This window comes from Streptomyces griseofuscus (assembly GCF_014673495.1).
GTDB lineage: Bacteria > Actinomycetota > Actinomycetes > Streptomycetales > Streptomycetaceae > Streptomyces > Streptomyces murinus.
Genome location: NZ_CP051006.1, coordinates 7,094,195 through 7,118,501, shown reverse-complemented (window position 1 = coordinate 7,118,501; position 24,307 = coordinate 7,094,195). Strand labels below are relative to the sequence as shown.

Sequence of the window (24,307 nt, the reverse complement as noted above, 5' to 3'; positions counted from 1 at the left end):
GCCCGGCCGATGCCCCGGACGCCGGTCCACCGGTCGCGCAGTTCCGGGGCATGGGCGACTGCGTGGTGGCGGGCGGTGGTCGGGGTGCCGTACGGCTCCTTCCCCGGGCCCGCTACGGTGCGGTGACGCCCGCCTCGGCCAGCAGTTGGTCCGCCACGAGCCGGGCGCCGGTGTCGCCGACGAGGATCGTGTAGTGGTTGGTGCCGGGGACACGGCGGGTGCGGACCCGTTCGGGGTCGAGCTTCGCGGCGGCGAGCCGTTCGTCGTCGTACAGGCCCTGCGGCTCGTCCATCAGGCCGCGTTCCGCCCAGAACAGCCGGGCGGGCAGCGGCAGCCGGTGGATCGCCTCGGCCACCTCGCCGCCGAGCTGGTCGATGCCGTCGACGCGGACCGCCTCCAGCGCGCAGGAGGAGCGCAACTCGGGCTCCTCGCCGATGAGATCGCGCTGGATGTAGGCGTCCACCCAGGGCGACCAGGCGGCGGCGAAGCCCGGGTGCCGCTGCCAGAACGCCCGGTAGGCGGCCCGGTCCTCGAAGGTCATGGACAGGCGGGCCATGGCCGGGCCGAGTACGGCGGCGATCAGCTCGTCGGGCTCCAGGTCGGTCGGCACCGGGAAGGTCACCCCGCCGTCGACGAGCAGCAGCGCGGAGGGCAGGCCGGGGTGGCGTACGGCGGTCAGCGCGGCCGTGAAGGCGCCCATGGAGTGGCCGGTCAGCACCACGGGGCCGGGCGCCAGCCGGGTGGCCACGGCGGCCATGTCGTCGGCGTGCGCGGCGATGCCGTACGGGCCGGGCAGGGTGCCGCTGTGGGCCCGGCCGCGCAGGTCGGGGGCGAGCAGGGTGACACGGCCGGCCAGGTGGTGGGCGACCCGGGCCCAGGACAGGCCGTTGGCGGTGATGCCGTGCAGGGCCAGCACCACGGGGGCGCCGGGGTCGGCGGCGGGCCAGCGCAGTACGGCCAGATCGCCGCCGTGCACGGGGACGCGCAGCTCCTCGTGCGCCGGTACCTCTGCTGCGGGCTGGTTACGGCTCATGGCGGAACGGCCTCCTCGCGGTGCGTGGTCGCCGGAATCATAGGAGCGTCGCACGGCCGGCCGACATGGTGCCGGCCTCGGCTCCCGCGCACCGGCGCATGGTGCCGACCGCCACTCCCCCGCACCGGACCAACCGGCTTACGCCCCGGTGGAGTTCCGGGGCGCATGGAGGCCGATCGAGGGGTGGGCGAACCAGGCGGGCCGCGGCGTGGTTCAGGAGGCGCGCTGGGCGGGGTCGTGGTGGATCTCCACGCCCGCGCTGTCGCCGAAGGTCAGCCGGCAGGTGTCGGCGCGGTAGGTCGCCACGGAGAGGGCGGCGATGCGGCCCTGGGCGGTGAAGCGGGTGGTGACGACCAGGACGGGCGAGCCGGGCAGCCGGTCCAGCTCCCGGGCGTCGTCGGCGCGGGCCGAGCCCAGTTCGACGGCGCGGTCCTGGCCCTCCAGGTCCAGATGGTGCAGCTCCCGCAGCACCGCACGCGCGCGGGCCGCGCCGGAGGGCGCGTCGATCGCGGTGAGGCCGGGCACCGAGGCGGCCGGGATGTGCAGGAGTTCGGTGGCGACCAGCTGACCGCCCGACATCCGGGAGCGGCGCACGGTGTGCACGGGCTCGTCCGCGCCGGTCTCCAGGGCGGCGGCGACGGCCGCGGCCGGAATCTCCTGGACGCAGTCGACGGCCTGCCAGGCGTCCCCGGCGGCGCCGGGCCAGGCGTGCTGCTCGCCGCCGACGGCCACACCCACGCGCGGCGGCGCGACGGTGGTGCCGACGCCGCGGCGGCGCTGCAACCGGCCCTCCAGCTCAAGCTGTTCGAGGGCCTGACGGAGCGTCGCGCGGGCCACGCCGAAGCGGGCGGCCAGATCGCGCTCATTGGGCAGGATCTCGCCGACCGAGAACTCGGAGTCGAGCGCCTCGCTGAGCACGGTCCTGAGATGCCAGTACTTCGGTTCCTGCACCGAATCCAGCTGCGTGGTCCCCACCCTGTCCTCCGCAAGAGCCGTGGTGCGGCGGTTTTTAGCGCCCTTGTTTATTAAAGGTTGTTGCACTTCTCTGCCGACCATAGGGCGGCCGACACCCTTGGTCAAGACCAATCCTCGTTCCCTGGGCGAACATGGAGGAGGGCCGCAGCGGAGCGTTCACGAGGCGTTCGTACGCGGTGATCCGGGTGACATCACGGCAAAGCCCCCGCCGCGGGACGGGGGCTCGGTTCCGCATGCGGTTCAGTGCTCGGCCAGGTGGCGCAGCTTGTCGGGATTGCGCTGGATGTAGACCGAGGTCACCCTGCCCTCCCTGGCATCCAGTTGGAAGAGGCTGTCGGGTTTGCCGCCGGACAGGACCAGTACGGCCGGGCCGCCGTTGACCTCCAGCATCCGCAGCGTGGCGTCGGATCCCACGGTGGGCGCCACGGCGGCCAGGAAGCGGGCCACCTTGTCGGCGCTGTGCATGATCCGCAGGGCCGCCTTGACCTGGCCGCCGCCGTCGGAGACCAGCCGCACGTCCGGGGCGAGCACCGACATCAGCCCGTCCAGATCACCGCCGGACGCGGCGATGAGGAAACGCTCCGTCAGCTCGCGCCGCCGGCCGGGATCGACGTCGTAGCGCGGCCGCCGCTCCTCCACATGCCGGCGGGCCCGTCCGGCGAGTTGCCGTACCGCGGGTTCGCCGCGGTCGAGCAGGGCGGCGATCTCGGCGAACGGGAAGCCGAACGCCTCGCGCAGCACGAACACGGCGCGCTCCAGGGGCGACAGCGACTCCAGGACGACCAGGACGGCCAGGGAGACGGTGTCGGCGAGCACGGCCCGGTCGGCGGCGTCGGGGACGACGTCGCCGTACTCGGTGACGTACGGCTCCGGCAGCCATGGTCCGACGTACGACTCGGCGCGCGACTGCGCCTGGCGCAGCCGGTCGATGGCCAGTCGGGTGGTGATCCGCACCAGATAGGCGCGGGGTTCGCGGACCTCCGCGCGCTCGGCGCGGGACCAACGCAGCCAGGCGTCCTGGACCACGTCCTCGGCGTCGGCGATCCGGCCGAGCATGCGGTAGGCGACGCCGGTGAGCAGGGTCCGGTGCTCCTCGAAGACGTCGGTCGCGGGGTCGGCGGTCATGTCCTCATCCCATCCGACACGCCCCGGCGCTGTCCACTCGGAATCTGGCCGCTCGCGAACGTGCCGGATCACAATGACCGCGCGGACCGCCGGGGGCCGGCGGCCGTTGAGCCGGAGGTGTGCGATGCGGTACGGGGTGCTGGGCACGGGCGAGGTGGGGCGGACGCTGGCGGGGCGGTTGGTGGAGCTGGGGCACGAGGTGACGCTGGGGTCGCGCACCGCGGACAATCCGGTGGCGCGGGAGTGGGCGACGGCGGTGGCCGGGCGGGCGCACGCGGGGACGTTCGCGCAGGCCGCGGAGGCGGGCGATGCGGTGATCAACGCGGTGAGCGGGCGGGTGGCGCTGGACGCGCTGCGGGCGGTGGGCGCGGCGCACCTGGACGGCAAGATCCTGGTCGACGTCTGCAACCCGCTGTCCTTCGAGGGCGGGCTGCCCCGGCTCGACCCGGTGGAGTCGGACAGCATGGGCGAGCGCATCCAGCGGGCGTTCCCCGGGGCGCGGGTGGTCAAGACGCTGAACACCGTCAACGTCGAGGTGATGGTGGATCCGGGGCGGGTGCCGGGCGGGCATCATCTGTTCGTGTGCGGCGAGGACACGCTCGCGAAGGAACGGGTCACGGCGTGGCTGGGCGACTTCGGGTGGCCGGCCGAGCGGGTGCTGGATCTCGGGGGTATCGCGGCGGCGCGGGCCACGGAGATGTATCTGCCGCTGTGGTTGCAGATGTCGCGGGTGTTCGGGCACGCGGACTTCAACATCGAGGTCCGGCAGGCGGGTTGACGCAGGTACGGGTCCGGGTCCACGCCCCGGGCCATCGTGTCGGTCATGGCTCGCGCCCAGGGCTACCCGTCGGTAGTGATTGCTGACAAGCTGTCTACGGCGTCCGTCAGCAGTCGAGCCGAGGAGCATCCATGTCCGCCACCGCCTCCTTCACCGTCCCGACCCCGCGCGGCCCCGAGGACGTGGCCGTGTCCTACGCGCGCGTGGGGCGCGGTGAGCCGCTGGTCCTGCTGCACGGCATCGGGCACCACCGGCAGGCCTGGGACCCGGTGGTGGACATCCTCGCCACCGAGCGTGAGGTGATCGCGGTCGACCTGCCCGGATTCGGCGCCTCCCCCGCGCTGCCGCCCGCCCTCGCCTACGACCTGCCCACGACCAACGCCGTACTGGGCGCCCTGTTCGAGACGCTGGAGCTGGATCGCCCGCACATCGCGGGCAACTCGCTGGGCGGGCTGCTCGCGCTGGAGCTGGGTCGCGAGAAGCTCGTACGGTCCGTCACCGCCCTGTCCCCGGCCGGGTTCTGGACGGAGGCCGAGCGGCGGTACGCCTTCGCGACGCTGCTGGCGATGCGGGGGATCGCGCAGCGGCTGCCGGTGCCCGTGGTGGAGCGGCTCAGCCGCAACACGGCGGGCCGCACCGCGCTGATGAGCACCATCTACGCCCGCCCCGCCCGCCGGGACCCCGCCGCCGTGGTGGCCGAGACCCGGGCACTGGTGGAGGCGACGGGCTTCACGGCGACCCTGCGGTCCGGCAACGCCGTCCGCTTCACCGATCCGCTGCCCGGGCTGCCGGTCACGGTCGCCTGGGGCAGCAGGGACCGCCTCCTCCTGCGCCGCCAGGGCGTCCGCGCCAAGCAGACCATCCCGCACGCCCGCCTGATCCGCCTGCCCGGATGCGGACACTGCCCGATGAACGACGATCCGGCGCTGGTGGCACGGGTGATCCTGGACGGCAGCCGGGAAGACTAGGCCGAGGGAGAACTAGGCCGTTTCGTTTGGATCAGTCGATCGTTGGTCTGGGCGTGCCGTTAACTGATGTGCAATGGTCGCGGATCGAGCCGTTGCTCCCTGACCGGACGCCGAAGCGGGGCGGCCGGTGGCGGGATCACCGGGAGGTGATCGACGCGATCGCGTTCAAGTTCCAGACCGGAACGCAGTGGGTGCACCTGCCGGAGAAGTACGGCAACTGGCGTGGCGTCTACAACCGGCTGCGGATGTGGGCCGTCGACGGCACCTGGGAGCGGGTCTTCACCGCGCTGATGGCCCAGGCCGACGCCGACGAGGATCTGGCCTGGGCTGTGTCCGTGGACTCCACGATCGTGCGGGCTCACCAGCATGCGGCCGGAGCCCGCAAAAAGGGGCCCCGGCCGGCGAACCGGCTGACCACGCCATCGGCCGGTCCCGCGGCGGACTGACGACGAAGATCCACCTCGCGGCCGATGCCCGCTGCCGGCCTCTGGCGTTCGTCCTCACCGCCGGACAGGCAGGCGATGCACCGGCCTTCACCGATGTCATGGCCCGCGTGCGTGTTCCCCGACGGCGTGGCCGGCCGCGCACCAGGCCGGATGTGGTCCTGGCGGACAAAGCGTATTCGTCCAGGGCGATCCGCGAGCACCTGCGCAGGCGCGGCATCCGTGCGGTGATCCCCGTGCCGGCGGACCAACGCGGCCACCGCCTGCGCCGAGGCAGCCGGGGCGGCAGACCACCGGCCTTCGACCGCGAGACCTACAAGCAGCGCAACACCGTCGAACGGTGCATCAACCGCCTCAAGCAGTGGCGCGGCATCGCCACCCGCTACGAGAAGACCGCGACCATCTACCTGGCCGGACTCCACATCGCCGGCATCTTCCTGTGGTCCGCCCGCTGATCCAAACGAAACCACCTAGGCCGAGAACGAGCCCGCGCCGCCCGGCACATGCGTTCCGTACCCGGGCTGGACCACCAGCGAGGGGCCGAGGCAGAACGGGTTGCCGTAGATCCTCACCGGCTGGTCCGAGAGGTTCGACAGGACATGGGCGAGCGCGGGCAGCCGCCGGCAGCCGGCCGGGTCGTGGTACACGTCCAGCGGCTGTACCTCGGTGGAGAAGACCACGACGTCCCCTGACGCGTCCGCCTGCGCGGGGGCCGTCAGACCCAGCACCGCGCCGACCGCGACCAGGGCCACCAGAATTGCTTTCGCTCGCACGATCATCCTCACCTCAGACGCTCCCGCTCCGCTCACGGGCTCGCCCCACAGCTATCGCGCGGGCGCCGCGCCGATCCATCCGTTCCCGCCCGGTTCACCCGATCGGCACACGCATGTTCACCGGCCCGTGAGCGCCCTGCCGTGTCGGCCAAGTCCCGTTCCGACACCGGCGGTTGTTCACCGCCGGTTCGTGTGCGCGCCTCGCGGCCCCCGTAGGTGTGGCTGCGCACACTGGTCGGATCCCGTCGCTGGAGGCCCTGTCATGTCGGACCGTTCGCTCCCCGGTCGCCGCGGTGTTCTGCGCGGCTCGCTCGCCGCGTCGGCGGCACTTGCCCTGCCCGGCGGGATCGCCGCGGCCCCGGCGTTCGCGCTGTCCGGGCGGCCGCGGGCGGACTGGGGGGTGCAGGCCGGGGACGTGACGGCGGACTCCGGACTGGTGTGGGTGCGCGCGGACCGGCCGGCCCGGATGATCGTGGAGACGGCGGCGACGGAGTCGTTCCGTGCTCCGCGCAGATGGCGGGGCCCGCTGCTCGGCGCGGACACCGACTTCACCGGCACCACCCGGCTGCGCGGGCTGCCCGCGGGCGAGCAGATCCACTACCGGGTGACACTGGCCGACCCGGACGACCCGCGGCGCACCGGCGAGCCGGTGACCGGCACCTTCCGCACCGCGCCTGACCAGCGGCGCCGGGGCGTGCGCTTCGTGTGGTCGGGCGACCTCGCCGGGCAGGGCTGGGGCATCAACGAGTCGATCGGCGGCTATCGCATCTTCGACGCCATGGCGCGGACCGACCCCGATTTCTTCCTGTGCAGCGGCGACAACATCTACGCCGACGGACCGATCTCCGCGACCGCCGCCCTGCCGGACGGAAGCCTGTACCGCAGCGTCACCACCGAGGCGAAGTCGCATGTGGCGATCACCCTGGACGACTACCGGGGCAACTTCCGCTACAACCTGCTGGACGGGGCCCTGCGCCGGTTCAACGCCCAGGTCCCCGGCATCACCCAGTGGGACGACCACGAGGTCCGCAACAACTGGTACCCCGGCGAGGTCATCGGCTCCGGCACCCCCTACCCGGCCGGCACCCGCCTCGACGACCTCGCGCGCCGCTCCCGCCGCGCCTTCTCGGAGTACTTCCCGATCTCCACGCTCGGCGCCCGCCCGAGCGGCCGCGTCTACCGCGCCCTGCGCCACGGCCCGCTGCTGGACGTGTTCGTGCTCGACATGCGCAGTCACCGCAACGCCAACTCCCCCGACGACCAGACCACCGACCCCGTGGGCATCCTCGGCCGTGAGCAGCTGGAGTGGCTCAAGCGCGAGCTGGCCGCGTCCCGCGCGGTGTGGAAGGTGATCGCCAACGACATGCCGCTCGGCCTGGTCGTGCCGGACCCGGTGGAGGGCAGGCCGAACTTCGAGGCGGTGGCCCAGGGCGACCCCGGCGCGCCGCTCGGCCGGGAGCTCCAGATCGCCGAGCTGCTGCGGTTCGTCAAGCACCGCCGGATCACCGGCACGGTGTGGCTGACCGCCGATGTGCACCACACCTCCGCGCAGCACTACGACCCCGCGCGGGCCGCGTTCAAGGACTTCGAGCCGTTCTGGGAGTTCGTCTCGGGCCCGCTCAACGCCGGCGCGTTCCCGGCCAGTGAACTGGACGGCACGTTCGGCCCGGACCGCGTGTTCGTCAAGGCGCCGACCGCCTCCAATGTCTCGCCGGCCAAGGGCTACCAGTTCTTCGGCGAGGTCGACATCGACGGCGTGAGCGGCGAGCTGACGGTACGGCTGCGGGAGTACGACGGCACCGTGCTGTTCACCCGGACGCTCCAGCCCGGTCGGGTCGGCCAGTAATCGTCGGTTCCCCGGCTGCTTCCCGTACGCTGTCGAGCCAGGTCGCGCGCCGGCGTCATCCCCCGGCGCGCGACGCGCTCAACTCGGCATCAGTGGGCGGGCTTTCCCCGCGTCGGGCGCGGCTCCGGGCCGCTTCGACCAGGAGCCGGACACGAGCGATCGTAAGAGTTGTCACAAATAGGGCGGAGCATGCTTTACCTGTCGGTCACAAACAGTTCGTGATCAGGCAACACGCTTCCTTCACAGTGGTTGTATGACTCCGGATATGTCTGATGTGACCCGCGCCCGGCACGGCCGGCCCGTGCACCACTGGCGGCGGGACCTCGTGGAACTGGCCGCACTCTTCACCGCCGTCGCCGTGGCCGACGGGGTGGCGAACCTGATCGGGCACGGCCCCGACGGCCCGGCCCTGCTGATGATCTCGGCGCTCGCGCTGGCCGCGACGGCCGGCTTCCACACCTGGTGGGCACGGCGCCACGGCCATGCACCGCCCCCGCCCCCGGCCGCTGATACCGGCGCCCGGCAGGCCGCCCTCGCGCGGTCGGCCGGGCCGGGCGACGGCGCCCACGGGGTGACCGGTACCAGCACGCTGTGGCGGATGCGCACGACAGTGCGGGACGAGCCCGGTTCGCTGGCCGCGCTGTGCACGGCGCTGGCCGAGCACCGGGTGGACATCCTGAGCCTCCAGACGCATCCGCTGGCCGACGGCACCGTGGACGAGTTCCTGCTGCGGGCGCCCGGGACGCTGAGCGCGGCGGAGCTGACGCGGGCGATCGCGGCGGCCGGGGGCACGTCCACGTACATCGAGCGGGCCGACGCCCACGATCTGGTCGACGCCCCGACCCGGGTGCTGGGCCTGGCCACCCGTACGGCGCTGGACGCGGCGGAACTGCCTCTGGCACTGCGGCAGTTGCTCGGCCGGTGCACCATCCGCTCGCTGCCCGGCCGGGGCCGCGACCAGGAATCGGTACCGGCGGAAGGGGTGTTGGAGGACACGGTCATGCGGCTGCGGGCGCCGGAGGGCGGCGTGCTCAGCGTGGAGCGGCCGTATCTGCCGTTCACACCAACCGAGTTCGCGCGGGCGCGGGCGCTGGTCGAGCTGGACGCCCGGCTGGGACCGCGGCTCCCGGACGGGCAGGACCTGCTGACCCTGCCCGAGGGCGACGACATCGCCGTACGCCGGATCGACACCGGTGAGCTGGCGGCGGCGAAGGCGATGCACGAGCGCTGCTCGGCCCGCACGTTGACGCTGCGCTACCACGGCCCCGTCGGCGACGCCGACCGCTACCTCCAGCATCTCCTCAGCCCCCGCTTCGGGCGGACGCTCGCCGCGCAGACGTCCACCGGGCGGATCGTCGGTCTCGGGCATCTGCTGTGGGACGGCGACGAGACGGAGATCGCGCTGCTGATCGAGGACGACTGGCAGCGGCGGGGCGTCGGCGCGGAACTGCTGCGGCGGCTGGTGGGGATGGCCCGGGAGGCCCACTGCGACAGCGTGTACGCGGTGACGCAGGCGTCCAACACGGGGATGGTCGCGGCGATGCGGGGCCTCGGGCTGCCGCTGGACTACCAGGTGGAGGAGGGCACGCTGGTGATCACGGCACGCCTGACCGCGGAGCCCTCACCACGCCCGACGTACAACACCGCCCACCGGGACTGACACCGGCGGGCGGGGCAGGGCGACGCCGGGGCCCGCTCGGGTCCACCGAGTCCACTCAGATCCGCCGGAGCCTACTCGGATCCGTCGAGGCCCGGTGAGGTCCGCCGAGGCCCGCTCGGATCCGCCGGAGCCCGGTGGGTCCGCCAGGGCCCACTCGGACCCGCCGAAGCCCACTCGGGTACGCCGGAGCCCGATGGGATCCGCCGGAGTCCGCTCGGGTCCGCCGAGGCCCGGTGGGGTCCGTCGAGGCCCGGTCGGATCCGCCAGAGCCCGGTGGGGTCCACCAGGGCCCGCTCGGATCCACCGGAGCCCGCTCGCATCCGCCGAAGCCCACTCGGATCCACCAGGGCCCGCTCGCATCCGCTGGAGCCCGCTCGGGTCCGCCGAGGCCCGCTCGGACCCGCCGAAGCCCACTCGGGTACGCCGGAGCCCGCTCGCATCCGCCGAAGCCCACTCGGACCCGCCAGGGCCCGCTCGCATCCGCCGAAGCCCACTCGGACCCGCCGGAGCCCACTCGGACCCGCCGAGGCCCGGTCGGATCCGCCGGAGCCCGGTGCGGTGCCTCTCCCGGTCCCCTGTGCCGGGAGAGGCGTGACCGGTCAACGGGGCGTCAGCCCGTCGCCTCCGCCGCTCCGACCGGCACCCGGGCCCGCTCGCCGAGCGCCTGGTCCAGGTCGGCCCAGAGGTCGTCCACGTCCTCCAGCCCGACCGAGAGCCGCAGCAGTCTGTCGCTGACCCCCGCGCCCCGGCGGTCGTCGGCGTCCACGATGCGGTGGCTGATGGACGCGGGGTGCTGGATCAGGGTGTCCACGCTGCCGAGGCTCACCGCGGGGGTGACCAGCCGCACCCGGGAGATCAGCTCATGCGGATCGCCCCGCACCTCGAAGGCGATCATCGCGCCGCCGATGCGCGGGTAGTGGACCGTGGACACCCGCGGGTCCGAGGCGAGCCGGCGGGCCAGTTCGGCGGCGCTCGCGGAGGCCGCCCGGACCCGGACCGGCAGCGTGGACAGACCGCGCAGCAGGAGGTAGCCGGCCAGCGGGTGCAGGACACCGCCGGTCGCGAAGCGGATCTGGCGCAGCCGGCCAGCCAGTTCCTCGTCGCAGGCCACCACCCCGGCCAGCACGTCCCCGTGCCCGCCGAGGTACTTGGTCGCGCTGTGCAGCACCAGGCGCGCGCCCTGCTCGGCCGGGCGCTGGAGCACCGGTGTGGCGAAGGTGTTGTCGACCAGCAGCGGCACCGAACCGCAGGCGTGCGCGATGGCCCGCAGATTCAGCTCGGCGAGGGTCGGGTTGGCCGGGGACTCGACCATCACCAGGCCGGTGTCCGGGCGCAGCGCGTCGGTGACGCCGGCCGGGTCGGTCCAGGTCACCTCGGTGCCGAGCAGCCCGGCGGTCAGCAGGTGGTCGCTACAGCCGTAGAGCGGCCGTACCGCGACGACATGGCGCAGGCCCGTCGCCGACCGCGCGAGCAGGACCGCGCTGAGGGCGGCCATGCCGCTGGCGAACGCGACGGCGGACTCGGTGCCCTCCAGGCGGGCCAGGGCGGTCTCGAAACGGGCGACGGTCGGGTTGCCGAGCCGGCCGTAGACCGGGGGCCCGACCGGGTCGGCGCCATCGGTGGCGAAGGCGTCGATGCGCGCGGCCTCGCCCCGGCTGTCGTAGGAGGGGTAGGTCGTGGACAGGTCGATCGGCGGGGCGTGCAGCCCCTGGCGGGCGAGATCGTCGCGGCCGGCGTGCACGGCCTCGGTGGCGAGGGCTCTCGGTGCGGGGCGTACGTCGTCGTAGGCACCCGTGGTCGCTGTGTCCATGACGGGAAGGGTGAACATCGAACGGGTCATGGTGGTTGAATCCCGTGCTATGTTCGGCCGATGTCCGATTCTGTCGTACTGGATCCGGTGGATCTTCAGCTGCTGCGGCTGCTACAGAACGACGCCCGGATCACCTACCGCGATCTCGCCGCCCAGGTCGGGGTGGCGCCGTCCACCTGTCTCGACCGGGTGACCCGGCTGCGCCGCTGCGGTGTGATCCTCGGGAACCGGCTGCAACTGGATCCGGCCAAGCTCGGCCGCGGCTTGCAGGCGCTGCTCTCGGTGCAGGTCAGACCGCACCGCAGGGAGCTGGTGGGGCCGTTCGTGGAGCGGGTGCGCGCGCTGCCGGAGGCCCGCTCGGTCTTCCATCTGACCGGCCCGGACGACTATCTGGTGCATGTGGCCGTCGCCGACATGGCAGATCTCCAGCGGCTGGTCCTGGACGAATTCACGGCGCACCGCGAAGTCGCCCGAGTGGAGACGCGGTTGATATTCCAGCAGTGGGAGTGCGGGCCGCTGCTGCCGCCCGGCCACGCCGACAGCTGAATCCCCGCCGGCCCGGGTGACGCGGAGATCCCTCCCGTACGAGGATGGGCGGCATGTCTGAGATCAACACCCCGCTGCCCCGCCAGGTCGCCGACGCGTACGTCGACGAGCTGATCGCCCTCGACCCGGTGACCGGCACCTACCTCGGTGTGCCGGAGAGTTCGCGCACGCTGCCCGACTACTCGCCCGCGGGCCAGGAGGCGCTCGCGGAGCTGGCCCGGACCACCCTAGCCAAGCTGGACGAGGCGGAGCGCGGGCCCGGCGCCGACAGCGACGTGGAGCGGCGCTGCGGCCGGCTGCTGCGGGAGCGGCTGACCGCCGAACTCGCCGTGCACGAGGCCCAGGAGCATCTGCGTGCCGTCGGCAACATGCACACGCCCGGCCACTCGGTGCGCGACATCTTCACCGTGATGCCGGCGGAGACCGAGGAGGACTGGGCGGCGATCGCCGAGCGGCTGCGCGCGGTGCCCGGCGCGATCGCCGGCTACCGCGAGTCCCTCCAACTCGGCCTGGACCGCAAGCTGTTCGCGGCGCCGCGGCCGACCGAGACCTTCATCGAGCAGCTCGGTGAGTGGATCGACACGGACGGCAAGGGCCTCGGCTGGTACGAGGAGTTCGCCGCCGCGGGCCCGGACGCGCTGCGCGCCGAGCTGGACGAGGCGGCCCGTACCGCCACCGCCGCCCTGACCGGGCTGCGCGACTGGCTGCGAGAGGTGTACGCGCCGGCCGTCGAGGGTGCCCCGAATGTCGTGGGCCGGGAGCGGTACGCGCGCTGGTCGCGCTACTTCAACGGCACCGACCTGGATCTGGACGAGGCGTACGCGTACGGCTGGTCCGAGTTCCACCGCATCCTCGGCGAGATGAAGCGCGAGGCGGAGAAGGTCCTGCCGGGCGCCGAGACCCCCTGGGTGGCGCTGGCGCACCTGGACGAACACGGCCGGCACATCGGCGTGGACGAGGTCCGCGACTGGCTCCAGGGCCTGATGGACCGGGCGATCGCCGACCTGGACGGCACCCACTTCGAACTCGCCGAGCGGGTACGGCGGGTGGAGTCGCGCCTCGCCCCGCCCGGTGGCGCTGCGGCCCCGTACTACACGGGCCCCTCGGAGGACTTCTCCCGGCCCGGGCGCACCTGGCTGCCCACCATGGGCCAGGACCGCTTCCCGGTCTACGACCTGGTGTCGACCTGGTACCACGAGGGCGTGCCCGGCCACCACCTCCAGCTCGCCCAGTGGGCGCACGTGGCAGAGGACCTCTCCCGGTACCAGGCGACGGTGGGCATCGTCAGCGCCAACGCCGAGGGCTGGGCGCTGTACGCGGAGCGGCTGATGGACGAGCTGGGCTACCTCGGCGACGCGGAGGAGCGGCTCGGCTACCTGGACGCGCAGATGATGCGGGCGGCCCGGGTGATCGTGGACATCGGCATGCACCTGGAGCTGGAGATCCCGGCGGACTCGCCGTTCCACCCGGGCGAGCGCTGGACGCCGGAGCTGGCGCAGGAGTTCTTCGGCGCGCACAGCAGCCGTCCCGCGGACTTCGTGGAGAGCGAGCTGACCCGCTACCTGACCATCCCGGGCCAGGCGATCGGCTACAAGCTCGGCGAGCGGGCCTGGCTGCTGGGCCGGGAGCGGGCCCAGCAGCGGCACGGCGCGTCGTTCGACCTGAAGTCCTGGCACATGGCGGCCCTCTCCCAGGGCTCGCTGGGCCTGGACGACCTGGTGGACGAGCTGTCCAGCCTCTGAGCACCGCTCCGGGGCCCCGAGCACTCCTGACTCCGAATACTCGGGACTGCGAGCGCTCCGCTCACTCGATCGGCGTGTCCGGCGCGCGGGTCCCCCGGCTTCGCTTCCATGCTGGCGGACGGGGGACGACCGCCGTCCGGGCCGCCGCACGCGCCAGCCGCGTGCCGCGCGCTCCGGACCCTGGCCACCGGAAGGGCGTCGATGAGGCTCGTCGTCGATCTCAACAAGTGTCAGGGGTACGCGCAGTGCGCGTTCCTCGCGCCGGACGTCTTCGCCATGCACGGCGAGGAGTCGCTGGTCTACGACCCGCAGCCCGACCATGAGCAGCGCGAGCGGCTGGCGCGGGCCGTGGCCGCCTGCCCGGTGCAGGCGATCACGGCCGACGGCGTCGACGGCCACGGAGCTTCCCGGGGCCCGGAGGCCCCCGATGGCCGTTGAGGACATGGACCGGCTCCGCCGTACGGGCCGGATCGCGATCGTGGGCGCCTCGCTGGCCGGGCTGCGGGCGGCCGAGACGCTGCGCGCGGAGGGCTTCGCCGGGGAGCTGACCCTGATCGGCGACGAGCCGTACGAACCGTACGACCGTCCGCCGCTGTCCAAGGCCGTGCTGCTCGGCCGGGCCGACCCGCACCGCACCGAGCTGCCCCGGCGCCGGGACATCGACGCCAAGTGGCGGCTCGGCACGGCGGCCACCGGCCTGGATCTGACGGCCGGACGGGTGCGGCTGTCCGACGGGGACGAGGTGGAGTACGACCGGCTGCTCATCGCCACCGGGGTACGCGCCCGGCCCTGGCCGAAGGAGTCGGAGGCCCGGCTGGACGGCGTCTTCCTGCTGCGCACCCGGGACGACGCGGCCGGGCTGCACCAGCGGCTGCGCGCGGGGCCGCGCCGGGTGTTCGTGATCGGCGCCGGGTTCGCGGGCTGCGAGGTCGCCTCCGCCTGCCGGGAGCAGGGCATCGAGGTGACGGTCGCGGAACGGGCGGGCGCTCCGTTGGTGGGCGCGCTCGGCGGGGTGGTCGGGGCGGTCGCCGCGGAGCTGATGCACGAGCACGGGGTGGATCTGCGCATCCGGGTGACGGTGACCGCGCTGGAGGGCGACGCGGCCGGGCGGGTGCGGGCGGTCCATCTGTCCGACGAGAGCGTGGTCGAGGCGGATGTGGTGGTGGTCTCGCTGGGCTCGCAGCGCAACACCGAGTGGCTGAACGGGTCGGGGCTCGGCGCGGGGCCCCGGGGCATCGCCTGCGACGCGGGCTGCCGGGCCTTCGACTTCCGGGGCATCGTCACCGACGACGTGTTCGTGGCGGGCGATGTGGCGCGCTCCCCGCACGCGCTGTTCGAGTACCAGTTCCTGTCCCTGGAGCACTGGGGCAACGCGGTGGCGCAGGCGGAGACGGCCGCGCACAACATGATCTGCGACGGTACCGACCGGCGCCCGCATCTGTGGATGCCGGCGTTCTGGTCCTCGCAGTTCGGGGTGAACATCAAGTCGGTCGGGGTGCCCCCGATGGGCGAGGAGCTGATGATCACCCAGGGCTCGACGGCGGAGCGCCGGTTCGTCGGGGTCTACGGCCACAAAGGGCGGGTGGTGGCCGCGGTCAGCTTCGACAACACGCGGTGGCTTGAGTTCTACCAGCGGGCGATCGAGCGGGGCGCGCCGTTCCCGGTGGAGTACCCGACGCTGGACCGGCGCCCCGAGAACCGGCGCCCGGTGCCGGCCGACTTCCCCGATCCGTCCCTGCCGACCCATGGCCCGATGGTGACCCTCAGCGGCTACTCACCGGCCGACACCCAGCTCGTCTTCCACCCCGCCCGCCACTGACCGGCGCCCAGACCGCCGGATGCGCCCCGAGGACTCCCCATGACGCAAGACTCGATCGTGCGCCGGATCACCGACTTCGCCAGCCGTGCCGACCCGTACCCGGTGTACCGGGAGCTGCGCGGGACGCCGGTGCTGCACGAGGAGGAGGGCGGCCCCTACGTCATCAGCTCCTACTGGGACATCGAGGCGCTGCTGCACGATCCGCGGATCAGCTCCGACGCGGCCAATCTGGCGGCCGCCGGGGACGACGTACTGCTCCAGTCGGAGGAGACGGGCGGCCTGCCTCCGTCGTTCCTGCGCCTGGACCCGCCCGAGCACGACCGGTTGCGGCGGATGGCCAACAGCGCCTTCGGTCCGCCGCACCGGCCGCGCCGGATCGACGGCATGCGGGGCGAGCTGCGGGAGATCGTCACCGGCCTGATCGACGGCTTCGGGGACGCCCGCGGGATCGATCTGGTCGACCAGTTCGCCTACCCGTTCCCGGTGACCGTGATCTGCCGGCTGCTGGGGGTGCCGCGGGAGGACGAGCCGCGCTTTCGCGCCTGGGTCGATCCACTGGTGGCGAGCCTGGACCCGGGGACGCGGCAGGGGGCGGACGAGGAGTTCGCCAGGACCGCGCGCGAGGCCCGGATGCAGCTCGGCATGTACCTGGCGGGGCTGGCCGAGGAGCGCGCCAAGGAGCCGCGTGACGATCTGCTGTCCGACCTGGTGAACAGCCGTGGCCCGGACGGCGCGATGACGATGATGGAGGTGCTCAGCACGTCGGTCCTGCTGCTGATCGCGGGCCACGAGACGACCGTGAACCTGATCACCAACGGCATGCTGACGCTGCTGCGCCACCCGGACGTGCTGGAGCGGCTGCGGCACGAGCCGGAGCTCGCGCCCCGGCTCGTGGAGGAGTTGCTGCGCTACGAGCCGCCGGTGCAGCTGGTGCCGCAGCGCACCTGCATCACCGACATCGAGGTGCGCGGGGTGACCATCCCCAAGGGCTCCCGGATCTGGCTGGTGCTGGCCGCGGGCAACCGGGACCCGGAGCGGTTCAAGGACCCGGAGCGGTTCGACCCGGACCGCGAGGACATCCAGCACCTCGGCTTCGGCAGCGGCATCCACATCTGCTTCGGGGCGCCGCTGGCCCGCCTGGAGACACAGATCGCGCTGACCGAGCTGGCCCGCCGCCTGGAGAATCCGCGCCTGGTGCAGGACCCGCCGCCGTACCGGGAGAACGCGGTACTGCGCGGCCCCCGGCACCTGGAGATCACCTTCGACGGCGTCCGGCCCTGAAACCCGGCGGGCCAGAGCAGGTCCGACAGTCCCTAGGCGAGTCTGCTGAGCTGGACCAGGCCCACCCAGGTCTCGGCGCCCGGCTGGGCGTAGGCGGCGCGTACGGCGTACGACCCGGCGGTGAGCGGTACCCGCAGATGCTCCTGCCGGTCCGCCTCGCCGCCCGGCCAGGCCGAGTCGAACAGCACCACGGGCCCCGGCACCTGCCAGCGCAGCTCCTGCTCCCACACCGCCGTCTTCAGCGCGGCGGGCACCCCGGCCAGCAGATCGCGCTCGGAGTCCGCGGCGGACCAGCGGACGAAGGCGGTGTGCTCGGGCAGATAGGAGGTGGCGGCCGGTTCGTCGCCGAGGACGAGGGCCGCGCTGTCGCCGACCGGGAGCAGCCCGGCGTATCCGGAGACCTCACAGGCCCGGTCGTAGTCCGTGTCCAGCTCCTCGCTGTCGGCACCCGCCCAGAACGGCAGAACCACCTCCGGAACGGCGATCAGAGGACCACCGCCCGACTCCACCCACTCCAGCACTCCACGATCAGCAAACCGAGCCATGGGCGAAGAACCTACACGCCCGCAGGACGGCGGCCGAACTCACCCTCGTGGGCGCCAACTCCCCTCAGCCGGTGCCCCGTTGGCGCAAGGTGGAGCCCGATCGGCCCTTGAGGACCTCCAGTTGGGCGTGGACGCGGCGGCGCAGGTCGGCGACATGGCTGACGATGCCGACGCTGCGGTCGCGTTCGCGCAGTCCGTCGAGGACGTCGAGGACCTCGTCCAGGGTCTGGTCGTCCAGGCTGCCGAAGCCCTCGTCGATGAAGAGGGTGTCCAGGCGCACCCCGCCGGCCTCGTCGGTGACGACGTCGGCGAGGCCGAGGGCGAGGGCGAGGGAGGCGAAGAAGGTCTCGCCGCCGGACAGGGTCGCGGTGTCCCGCTCGCGGCCGGTCCAGGCGTCCACGACATGCAGCCCGAGCCCGCTGCGGCCGCGTCCGCTGCGGCCGTCGGAGTGCACAAGGGTGTAGCGGCCGGAGGACATCCGCTGGAGGCGGGCGGTCGCGGCGGCGGCGACCTGCTCCAGGCGGGCCGCGAGCACATACGACTCCAGGCGCATCTTGCGCTCGTTGTCGGCGGCGGTGCCCGCGGTGAGGGCGGCGAGCCGGGCGACGCGGTCGTACTCCTCGCGCAGCGGGGCCAGTCGGCGCACCGCCTCGGTCGCGCGGGTGGAGAGCCGGTCCAGTTCGGCGCAGCAGCGGGCGGCGGCGTCACGGGCGGAGGCGGCCGTCCGCAGCCGGTGCTCGGCCGCGGCCGCGACCCGCTCGGCGTCGGCCGGGTCGGCGGGCGGGAGCTGGGCGGCGGCCGCGGTGTCGGGCTCCGCCAGCACGGCCCGTACGGCGGCCTCCTCCGACTGCCGTGCGTCCAGCCGGTGCTGGAGCTCGCGGTGGGCCGCGTCGGTGAGCAGCGCGTCGGCCGCCTCCTCGGGCGTGGCGAAACCGGCACGGTAGGCGGCGTCGGCGAGCCGGGCGTCGGCGGCCTTGAGGCGCCCCGCGGTCTCCTCGGCGGCGCGCACCGCCTCGGCGGCCTCGGTGAGCAGGGCGGCCCGGCGCTCCAGCTGGGCGGCGCGCGCGGCCACGCTCTCCGCGGTGCCGCGCGCCTGTGTCAACTCGCCTTCCAACTGGGCCTGTTCATGCTCCAGGGCCTCACGCCGGGTGAGCCGGGAGGCAGTCCGTACGGCGGCCTCCTGCCGGTCGGCGAGGCGCCGTTCCCGCTCCTGCTCGGCGCGCCGCAGCTCCTCGCGGACGGCGTGCAGTGCGGAGGCGGCGCGGTGGGCGCGGGCGTACTCCTGCTCCAACTCGGCGGCTTCGGCTTCGAGTTGCGCGGTGGATGCCTCGCCGGCCTCGGCGGCGGCGACGGCCAGGGCCTTGCCGATGTGGGCGGCCCGCCGCTCCGCTTCGGTGTGCCGCAGGTCGGCCTCCTGGGAGGCGGTGTGGGCGCGCTCCTCGGTGGCGCGGTCCACATGTCCGGCGACCTTGCGGGCGGGCGCGGGGTGTTCGGTGGCGCCGCAGACCGCGCAGGGCGCGCCGTCGGTGAGGTGGGCGGCGAGTTCGGCGGCGATGCCGTCGAGGCGCTTTTCCTTGAGTTCGAGCCAGTGGGCGCGGGCGTCCAGGGCCTGCCGCCCGGCTTCCTGGGCGCGCCGCTGGGCCGTCTCCAGGTCGGCGGCGCGGGCGTCCCGGGTGCGGGCGGCGGCCAGGCGGCGCTGCGCGGGCTCGCGCCGGACGGCGAGTTGCTCGGCGCGGGTGGCGGCCTCCTGGGCGGTGTCGATGCGCGCCTGGAGCGTCGCACGCGCGCCCTCCCAGCCGTCCAGCCACGCGTCGGCCTCGCGCAGCACGTCCTCGTCGGCGCGTTCCTGGCGGTCCAACCCGGCGCGTTCGGTGACCAGTTCGGCAAGGCGTCGCTCGGCGCGGCGGGCCGCGTCCAGGCCGCCCAGTTCCTCGGCGGCGCGGCGCGCGGCGGCGGCAAGGCCGCTCGCGTCGGCGTCGGCGAGGGACGCGGGCAGCGGGCCCCGGGCGCGGGCCTCGGCGGCGTCGGCCCCGCGGTGCTCCCGCTCGGCCTCCTCGCGCAGCTCAAGGGCGGGTGCGACCACCTCCGCCTTGCGGGAGCGCGCCATGCGCTCCTGGTCGGCGTGATGCTCGGCGGCCCGCTCCTGGAGGCGTTCGGCCCGGCGCCGCGCCTGTGTGAACCGGTCCTGGAGACGGGCGAGTTCACGGATGCCGTCGAGGGTGCGGCGGGCGCCGGTGTGGGCGGCCTCGGCTGCGGTGAGACGGCTGTGGGCGACGGCGAGGCGCTCCCGGGCGGTGCTGCGGGCGACGGCGGCGGCGCCGAGCACGGCCTCGGCCAGGCCGGGGTCGCCCGGGGCCAGCTCGGGCAGCTCCATGGCGTCGCCTGCCTCCTGCTGCATACGGTGGGCGTCGGCGAGCAGGGCCGCGTCACCCTCGCGCACCCGGGCCTCGGCGGCGCGGCGGCGTTCGGCGAGCCGCTTCTCCACATCGGCGAAGCGCTGGGTGTCGAAGAGCCGCCCGAGGAGCCGGCCCCGGGCCTCGGCGTCGGCGCGCAGGAAGCGGGCGAAGTCGCCCTGGGGCAGCAGCACCACCTGGCAGAACTGCTCGCGGCTCATGCCGAGCAGCTGCTCGAACTCGGCGCCGATCTCCTGGTGGGAGCGGCTGAGGTCCTTCCAGGCGCCCGCCCGGGTGTCGTACTCGCGCAGCCAGGTCTGGGCCTTGTCGACGGTGGTGCCCTTGCCGCGTAGCTTGGGCCGCTCCCAGGGCGGCTGCCGGGTGACCTCCAACCGGCGTCCGGCGACGGTGAGTTCGAGGCGGATCTCGGTACGGGTGCGGGGCTCGGCGTGGTCGCTGCGCAGGTTCATGCCCTGGCCCGCGCCGCTCTGGCGGGCGCCGGGGACGGAGCCGTAGAGCGCGTAGCAGACGGCGTCCAGGACGGAGGTCTTGCCGGCGCCGGTGGGGCCGTGCAGCAGGAAGAGTCCGGCGGAGGACAGGGCGTCGAAGTCGACGCTCTGGGCGCCGCCGAAGGGCCCGAAGGCGGTGATGTCGAGCCGGTGCAGCCTCACTTGGCCACCTCCCGCACGACGGCGTCGGCGCGGGCGGCGTCGAACGCCTCGCGCAGCACGGCAGACTCGCGCTCATCGGGTCCGGCGCCCCGGACATGGGCGACGAAGTCCTGGGCGATCTGCTGGTCGCTGCGGCCCGCGAGGCGGCGGGCGTAGGAGACCCCGGGGTCGTCCGGGGCGCGTTCGGGGGCGAAGACCAGGCTCAGGGTGTGCGGGAAGCGCTCGGTGAGCCTGGCCATCGGCTCGGGCGGCCGGACGGCGTCGGTGAGGGTGGCCTCGATCCAGGCGTCGGTGTGGCGGTCGAGGTCCGGGTCGGCGAGCAGTTCCTCCAGGGTGCCGCGGATCCGGGCCAGTGGGCGGGGCACCGGGCAGTCGAGGCGTTCGGCGGTCACGGCGCCGTCGGCGGCGAGGTCGATCAGCCACATGCTCTTGCGGTGGTCGGCCTCGGAGAAGGAGTAGGCGAGCGGGGAGCCGGAGTAGCGCACCCGCTCGGTGAGGGTCTGGCAGCCGTGCAGATGGCCGAGGGCCGTGTAGTCGGCGCCGTCGAAGATCCCGGCCGGTACGGCGGCGACCCCGCCGACGGTGATGTCCCGCTCGCTGTCGCTCGCCCGGCCGCCGGTGACGAAGGCATGGGCGAGGACGACGCAGCGGGTGCCCGCCGGGCGGGTCGCGAGGTCGGCGCGGACCCGGTCCATGGCGGCCCCGAGGACGGCCTCATGGCCGGCCTTCTCGACCCCGAACTCGTCCTTCACCAGGGCGGGTTCGAGGTACGGCAGCCCGTAGAAGGCGACGTCTCCATGGGCGTCGGCGAGCACCACCGGGGTGGCCACGGCGGACGGCTCGGTGCGCAGATGGATGCCGGCGCGGTCGATGAGTCCGGCGCCGACGCCGAGGCGGCGGGCCGAGTCGTGGTTGCCCGAGATCATCACCGTGGGCACGCCGAGGCCGGCGAGGCGGTGCAGGGCGTCGTCGAACAGCTCGACGGCGGCCAGCGGGGGCACCGCGCGGTCGTACACGTCTCCCGACACGACCACCGCGTCCACCGCGCGCTCGCGCACGGTGGCGACCAGGTGTCCGATGAACTCGGCCTGGGCCCCGAGCATGCTCACCCGGTGGAAGGCCCGGCCGAGATGCCAGTCGGACGTGTGCAGGAGTCTCATGACTCCCGAGACTAACGGCCGGGTCCGACAACACGGCCGGTCCCGTCCGTATCACCCGTCATACCCCGCACACCGCAAGGGCGTTATGACCGTTTTGTCGCCAATATTTCAGGCGTCTCCGTACGCCTCGCCGCCCAGCTCGAATCCGGCCGCGCCCGCCGTCGCGTCGGCGAGCCAGCCCCGGAAGGCATCCACATCGGCGTCCGGCAGGCCGATCTCGATGGTGACGGCCTCGCCGTAGCGGATGTCGCGGACCTCGCGGCCGGTGGCGCGCAGCTCGTTCTGGAGCTTGCCCGCGCGCTGGTGGTCGACGGTGACCGTGGCCAGCCGGAAGCGGCGCCGGGTGCGGGTGCCGAGGGTGTCCAGGGCCTCGCCGACGGCGCCGCCGTAGGCGCGGATGAGCCCGCCGGCGCCGAGCTTGACGCCGCCGTAGTAGCGGGTGACGACGGCGACGACGTACCGCATGTCGCGGCGCAGCAGCATCTGGAGCATGGGGACGCCCGCCGTGCCGCCCGGCTCGCCGTCGTCGCTGGCCTTCTGCACGGAGGCGTCGGCGCCGATGACGTACGCCCAGCAGTTGTGGGTGGCGTCGGCGTGCTCCTTGCGGACGGCCGCGACGAAGTCCTGCGCCTCCTGCTCGGTGGCGGCCGGAGCGAGGGCGCACAGGAAGCGGGAACGGTTGATCTCGGTCTCGTGCACACCCGCGTGGGCCACTGTGCGGTACTCGTCCTGCATCCCGCCAGCCTATGCGGAAGGACCTGTCGCCTCAGGCGTGGGTCCTGCCCCGGGGCACGGTGAACCAGGTCAGCAGGGCGACGCCCGGGGCGAGGGCGGCCCAGCCGGTGCCGCGCCAGGCGAGGACCGCGACGGCGGAGGTGGGGAACTTGGCGCGCAGCCGCTCCAGGCCGTCGTCAAGACCGTCCCCGGCCAGCGTCAGGACCAGGTCCTCAAGGCCCGGGTTGTGCCCGACGAGGAGCAGCGTCTCCACCTCGGGCGGGGTCTCGCGCACGACGTCCAGCAGGGCCGGTACGTCGGCCTCGTACAGCCGGGGTTCGTAGCGCACCCGGGGCGGGGTGCCCCATTCGTCGGAGGCGAGCCGCCAGGTCCGGCGGGCGCGTACGGCGGTGGAGCACAGGGCGAGGTCGGGCAGCAGGTCGGCCTCGGCGAGGGCGCGGCCCGCGGCGGAGGCGTCCCGCAGACCGCGCGGCGCGAGCGGTCTGCCGTGGTCGGGCACGCCCTCGGGCCGGGCCGACTTGGCGTGTCTGAGCACGACGAGGCGGCGCAGCGGGCCGGTGCCCGCGCGGTCGCTCATCCGGCCGTGCCGAGGTCGCGGGCGAGTTCGAGGGCGAGCAGCCGGTCGGCGTAGGCGAACGTCTCGAACCGGGCGCCGTCGGCGATCGCGGGATCGGCCGCGGCCGCGGCCAGCGCCGCCAGCACGTCCGGCATGTCCAGATCGTTCTCCCAGGCATCGGTGAGCCGGGCGCGCACCGCCTCCGGCACGGGCCGCGAGGGCTCCCGCGCCCAGCCGGCCACATCCCGCCGCCACCCGGCCAGCCGTTCGGCGGCACGCTTCAGGGTCGCCTCGTCCAGCGTGACGGCCTCCCCGCGCGGGACGGAGAGGAGGGCGAGGCGCAGGGCGGTGGGGTCGGCGCACAGCATGGGGTCCGACAGCGGGGGCTCCGCGTCCCCCGTCCACACCACGGGCGCCACGGCCATCACCGGCCCCTCGCCCTCGGCGGCCGGCTCCGCCTCCCCCGCCGTCACCCGTACCACTCCCGTCTCCGCGAACCCCGGCCCGTGCGCCTCCTCGAAGGGGCGCACGGCGAGCGCGTCGGCGGCGGCGCGCAGGTCCGGGGCCTGCCCCGGGGCGGTCGGCCAGGCCTGGAGCCCGGTCAGTTCGAGGGCGCGGGCGAGCAGGTCGGCGGTCAGCAGCACCCGCAGGGACGTCAGGCCGGGCCCGGGGACATGGGCCTCGATACGGGTCAGACCGCGGCGGGCGGGCGTGGCGGGGACGGGCTCACCGGTTCGGGCGTCGAGGATGCGCAGCACGGGCCGAGCGTAGGCGCGCGCGGGCCTTCGCGCTGGCACCGCGCGCCGATTCCGGACACCGTGGTGGGGTAGGGGACGGGAATCAGTGCCTCCGGGGGCCGGTTGACGGCAGCGGAAAGCGGCACACACCACACAGGAGGCGGACGTGTACGACGAAGAGGCGGCGATACGCAGGATTCTGACCGAACGGGGCGACACCTGGGCGGTGGTCGGCCTGTCCGGCAATTCCGCCCGGCCCGCGTACCGGGTGGCGCAGGTCCTCCAGCGGTACGGCAAGCGGATCGTGCCGGTGCACCCGAAGGCGGAGACGGTGCACGGCGAGCAGGGCTACGCCTCGCTCGCGGACATCCCCTTCGACGTCGACGTGGTGGACGTCTTCGTCAACAGCTCCCTGGCGGGCGCGGTGGCCGACGAGGCGGTGGCGAAGGGCGCGAAGGCGGTCTGGTTCCAGCTCGGCGTCGTCGACGAAGACGCTTGCGCTCGCACTCGCGCGGCCGGTCCGGACATGGTCATGGATCGCTGCCCCGCGATCGAAATTCCACGCTTGACCTAGTGTCAGAACTTCTTCATCACAATTCGCTGATGAATATTGACATTCGCACATGCTGACTGAGCTGTGGAAACCCTGTCCCCAAGATGGGCAAGATCCTGGGTCAAGTTTTGGTAAGCAGTCTTTTGCCGACGTGGAAA

At 73.7% G+C, this 24,307-nt stretch carries 21 protein-coding genes and 1 pseudogene; 11 read left to right on the top strand and 11 right to left on the bottom strand.

Going from position 1 to position 24,307, the window contains the following annotated elements; genetic code table 11:
• Positions 1–112 precede the first annotated feature (112 nt).
• The 3 genes from HEP81_RS32400 to HEP81_RS32390 all read right to left on the bottom strand — a co-directional run bounded on the left by HEP81_RS32400 (position 113) and on the right by HEP81_RS32390 (position 3,133).
• Positions 113–1,033 (bottom strand): alpha/beta hydrolase, encoded by a 921-nt coding sequence (locus tag HEP81_RS32400; protein ID WP_037658723.1) that lies wholly within the window; start codon positions 1,031–1,033, stop codon positions 113–115.
• A 213-nt stretch (positions 1,034–1,246) separates the two neighbouring features.
• Complete coding sequence (locus tag HEP81_RS32395) at positions 1,247–2,008, bottom strand: GntR family transcriptional regulator (RefSeq protein WP_037658722.1); 762 nt, start codon at positions 2,006–2,008, stop codon at positions 1,247–1,249.
• A gap of 240 nt (positions 2,009–2,248) precedes the next feature.
• On the bottom strand, positions 2,249–3,133 hold the full coding sequence (locus HEP81_RS32390; RefSeq protein ID WP_037658721.1) for an RNA polymerase sigma-70 factor: 885 nt from the start codon (positions 3,131–3,133) through the stop codon (positions 2,249–2,251).
• Positions 3,134–3,257: 124 nt separating this feature from the next.
• Between HEP81_RS32390 and HEP81_RS32385 the strand changes: the two genes are divergently transcribed.
• From HEP81_RS32385 to HEP81_RS32375, 3 genes and pseudogenes are all read left to right on the top strand, one after another.
• Positions 3,258–3,911, top strand: a complete 654-nt coding sequence (locus HEP81_RS32385; RefSeq protein ID WP_037658720.1) for an NADPH-dependent F420 reductase — start codon at positions 3,258–3,260, stop codon at positions 3,909–3,911.
• A gap of 131 nt (positions 3,912–4,042) precedes the next feature.
• A complete protein-coding gene (locus tag HEP81_RS32380) occupies positions 4,043–4,879 on the top strand; it encodes an alpha/beta fold hydrolase (protein ID WP_037658719.1) in 837 nt (278 codons plus the stop codon).
• Between the two features lie 38 nt (positions 4,880–4,917).
• Positions 4,918–5,777 (top strand): annotated as a pseudogene (locus tag HEP81_RS32375) (IS5 family transposase).
• 15 nt (positions 5,778–5,792) lie between these two features.
• Here HEP81_RS32375 and HEP81_RS32370 read toward each other — a convergent pair.
• Positions 5,793–6,101, bottom strand: coding sequence for a hypothetical protein (locus tag HEP81_RS32370; protein WP_037658011.1), 309 nt, complete (start codon positions 6,099–6,101; stop codon positions 5,793–5,795).
• A 256-nt stretch (positions 6,102–6,357) separates the two neighbouring features.
• On the opposite strand from HEP81_RS32370, the gene HEP81_RS32365 reads away from it, so the two are divergent.
• Positions 6,358–7,941, top strand: a complete 1,584-nt coding sequence (locus HEP81_RS32365) for an alkaline phosphatase D family protein (protein ID WP_037658013.1) — start codon at positions 6,358–6,360, stop codon at positions 7,939–7,941.
• Between the two features lie 265 nt (positions 7,942–8,206).
• Positions 8,207–9,601, top strand: coding sequence for a GNAT family N-acetyltransferase (locus tag HEP81_RS32360; protein WP_243279647.1), 1,395 nt, complete (start codon positions 8,207–8,209; stop codon positions 9,599–9,601).
• Between the two features lie 610 nt (positions 9,602–10,211).
• Here HEP81_RS32360 and HEP81_RS32355 read toward each other — a convergent pair.
• Positions 10,212–11,411 carry a trans-sulfuration enzyme family protein gene (locus tag HEP81_RS32355; RefSeq protein WP_037658160.1) on the bottom strand — a complete coding sequence of 400 codons (1,200 nt, stop codon included), beginning with the start codon at positions 11,409–11,411 and terminating at the stop codon, positions 10,212–10,214.
• Positions 11,412–11,471: 60 nt separating this feature from the next.
• Between HEP81_RS32355 and HEP81_RS32350 the strand changes: the two genes are divergently transcribed.
• From HEP81_RS32350 to HEP81_RS32330, 5 genes are all read left to right on the top strand, one after another.
• Positions 11,472–11,957 (top strand): Lrp/AsnC family transcriptional regulator, encoded by a 486-nt coding sequence (locus HEP81_RS32350; protein ID WP_037658015.1) that lies wholly within the window; start codon positions 11,472–11,474, stop codon positions 11,955–11,957.
• Positions 11,958–12,010: 53 nt separating this feature from the next.
• Complete coding sequence (locus HEP81_RS32345; RefSeq protein WP_037658017.1) at positions 12,011–13,699, top strand: DUF885 domain-containing protein; 1,689 nt, start codon at positions 12,011–12,013, stop codon at positions 13,697–13,699.
• 201 nt (positions 13,700–13,900) lie between these two features.
• Positions 13,901–14,137, top strand: coding sequence for a ferredoxin (locus HEP81_RS32340; RefSeq protein WP_037658019.1), 237 nt, complete (start codon positions 13,901–13,903; stop codon positions 14,135–14,137).
• Positions 14,127–15,518, top strand: coding sequence for an NAD(P)/FAD-dependent oxidoreductase (locus HEP81_RS32335; protein WP_037658020.1), 1,392 nt, complete (start codon positions 14,127–14,129; stop codon positions 15,516–15,518). Before HEP81_RS32340 ends, HEP81_RS32335 begins: the two co-directional genes overlap by 11 nt.
• 39 nt (positions 15,519–15,557) lie before the next feature.
• Positions 15,558–16,799, top strand: coding sequence for a cytochrome P450 (locus HEP81_RS32330; RefSeq protein ID WP_037658021.1), 1,242 nt, complete (start codon positions 15,558–15,560; stop codon positions 16,797–16,799).
• Between the two features lie 32 nt (positions 16,800–16,831).
• Here HEP81_RS32330 and HEP81_RS32325 read toward each other — a convergent pair whose 3' ends face one another.
• The 6 genes from HEP81_RS32325 to HEP81_RS32300 form a co-directional block, all read right to left on the bottom strand.
• Positions 16,832–17,344, bottom strand: coding sequence for an immunity 21 family protein (locus HEP81_RS32325; protein WP_037658023.1), 513 nt, complete (start codon positions 17,342–17,344; stop codon positions 16,832–16,834).
• 64 nt (positions 17,345–17,408) lie between these two features.
• Entirely contained in the window at positions 17,409–20,408 is a 3,000-nt protein-coding gene (locus HEP81_RS32320; protein WP_037658025.1) for an AAA family ATPase, read from the bottom strand.
• The gene (locus tag HEP81_RS32315; RefSeq protein ID WP_037658027.1) at positions 20,405–21,568 is read right to left on the bottom strand and encodes an exonuclease SbcCD subunit D; all 1,164 of its coding nucleotides are present in this window, start codon (positions 21,566–21,568) and stop codon (positions 20,405–20,407) included. Before HEP81_RS32315 ends, HEP81_RS32320 begins: the two co-directional genes overlap by 4 nt.
• 108 nt (positions 21,569–21,676) lie before the next feature.
• The gene (locus HEP81_RS32310; RefSeq protein ID WP_037658029.1) at positions 21,677–22,303 is read right to left on the bottom strand and encodes a YigZ family protein; all 627 of its coding nucleotides are present in this window, start codon (positions 22,301–22,303) and stop codon (positions 21,677–21,679) included.
• Between the two features lie 31 nt (positions 22,304–22,334).
• Entirely contained in the window at positions 22,335–22,880 is a 546-nt protein-coding gene (locus tag HEP81_RS32305) for a SixA phosphatase family protein (RefSeq protein WP_037658031.1), read from the bottom strand.
• Complete coding sequence (locus HEP81_RS32300; protein WP_037658032.1) at positions 22,877–23,617, bottom strand: hypothetical protein; 741 nt, start codon at positions 23,615–23,617, stop codon at positions 22,877–22,879. Before HEP81_RS32300 ends, HEP81_RS32305 begins: the two co-directional genes overlap by 4 nt.
• 145 nt (positions 23,618–23,762) lie before the next feature.
• Between HEP81_RS32300 and HEP81_RS32295 the strand changes: the two genes are divergently transcribed.
• On the top strand, positions 23,763–24,170 hold the full coding sequence (locus HEP81_RS32295) for a CoA-binding protein (protein WP_037658033.1): 408 nt from the start codon (positions 23,763–23,765) through the stop codon (positions 24,168–24,170).
• Positions 24,171–24,307 lie beyond the last annotated feature (137 nt).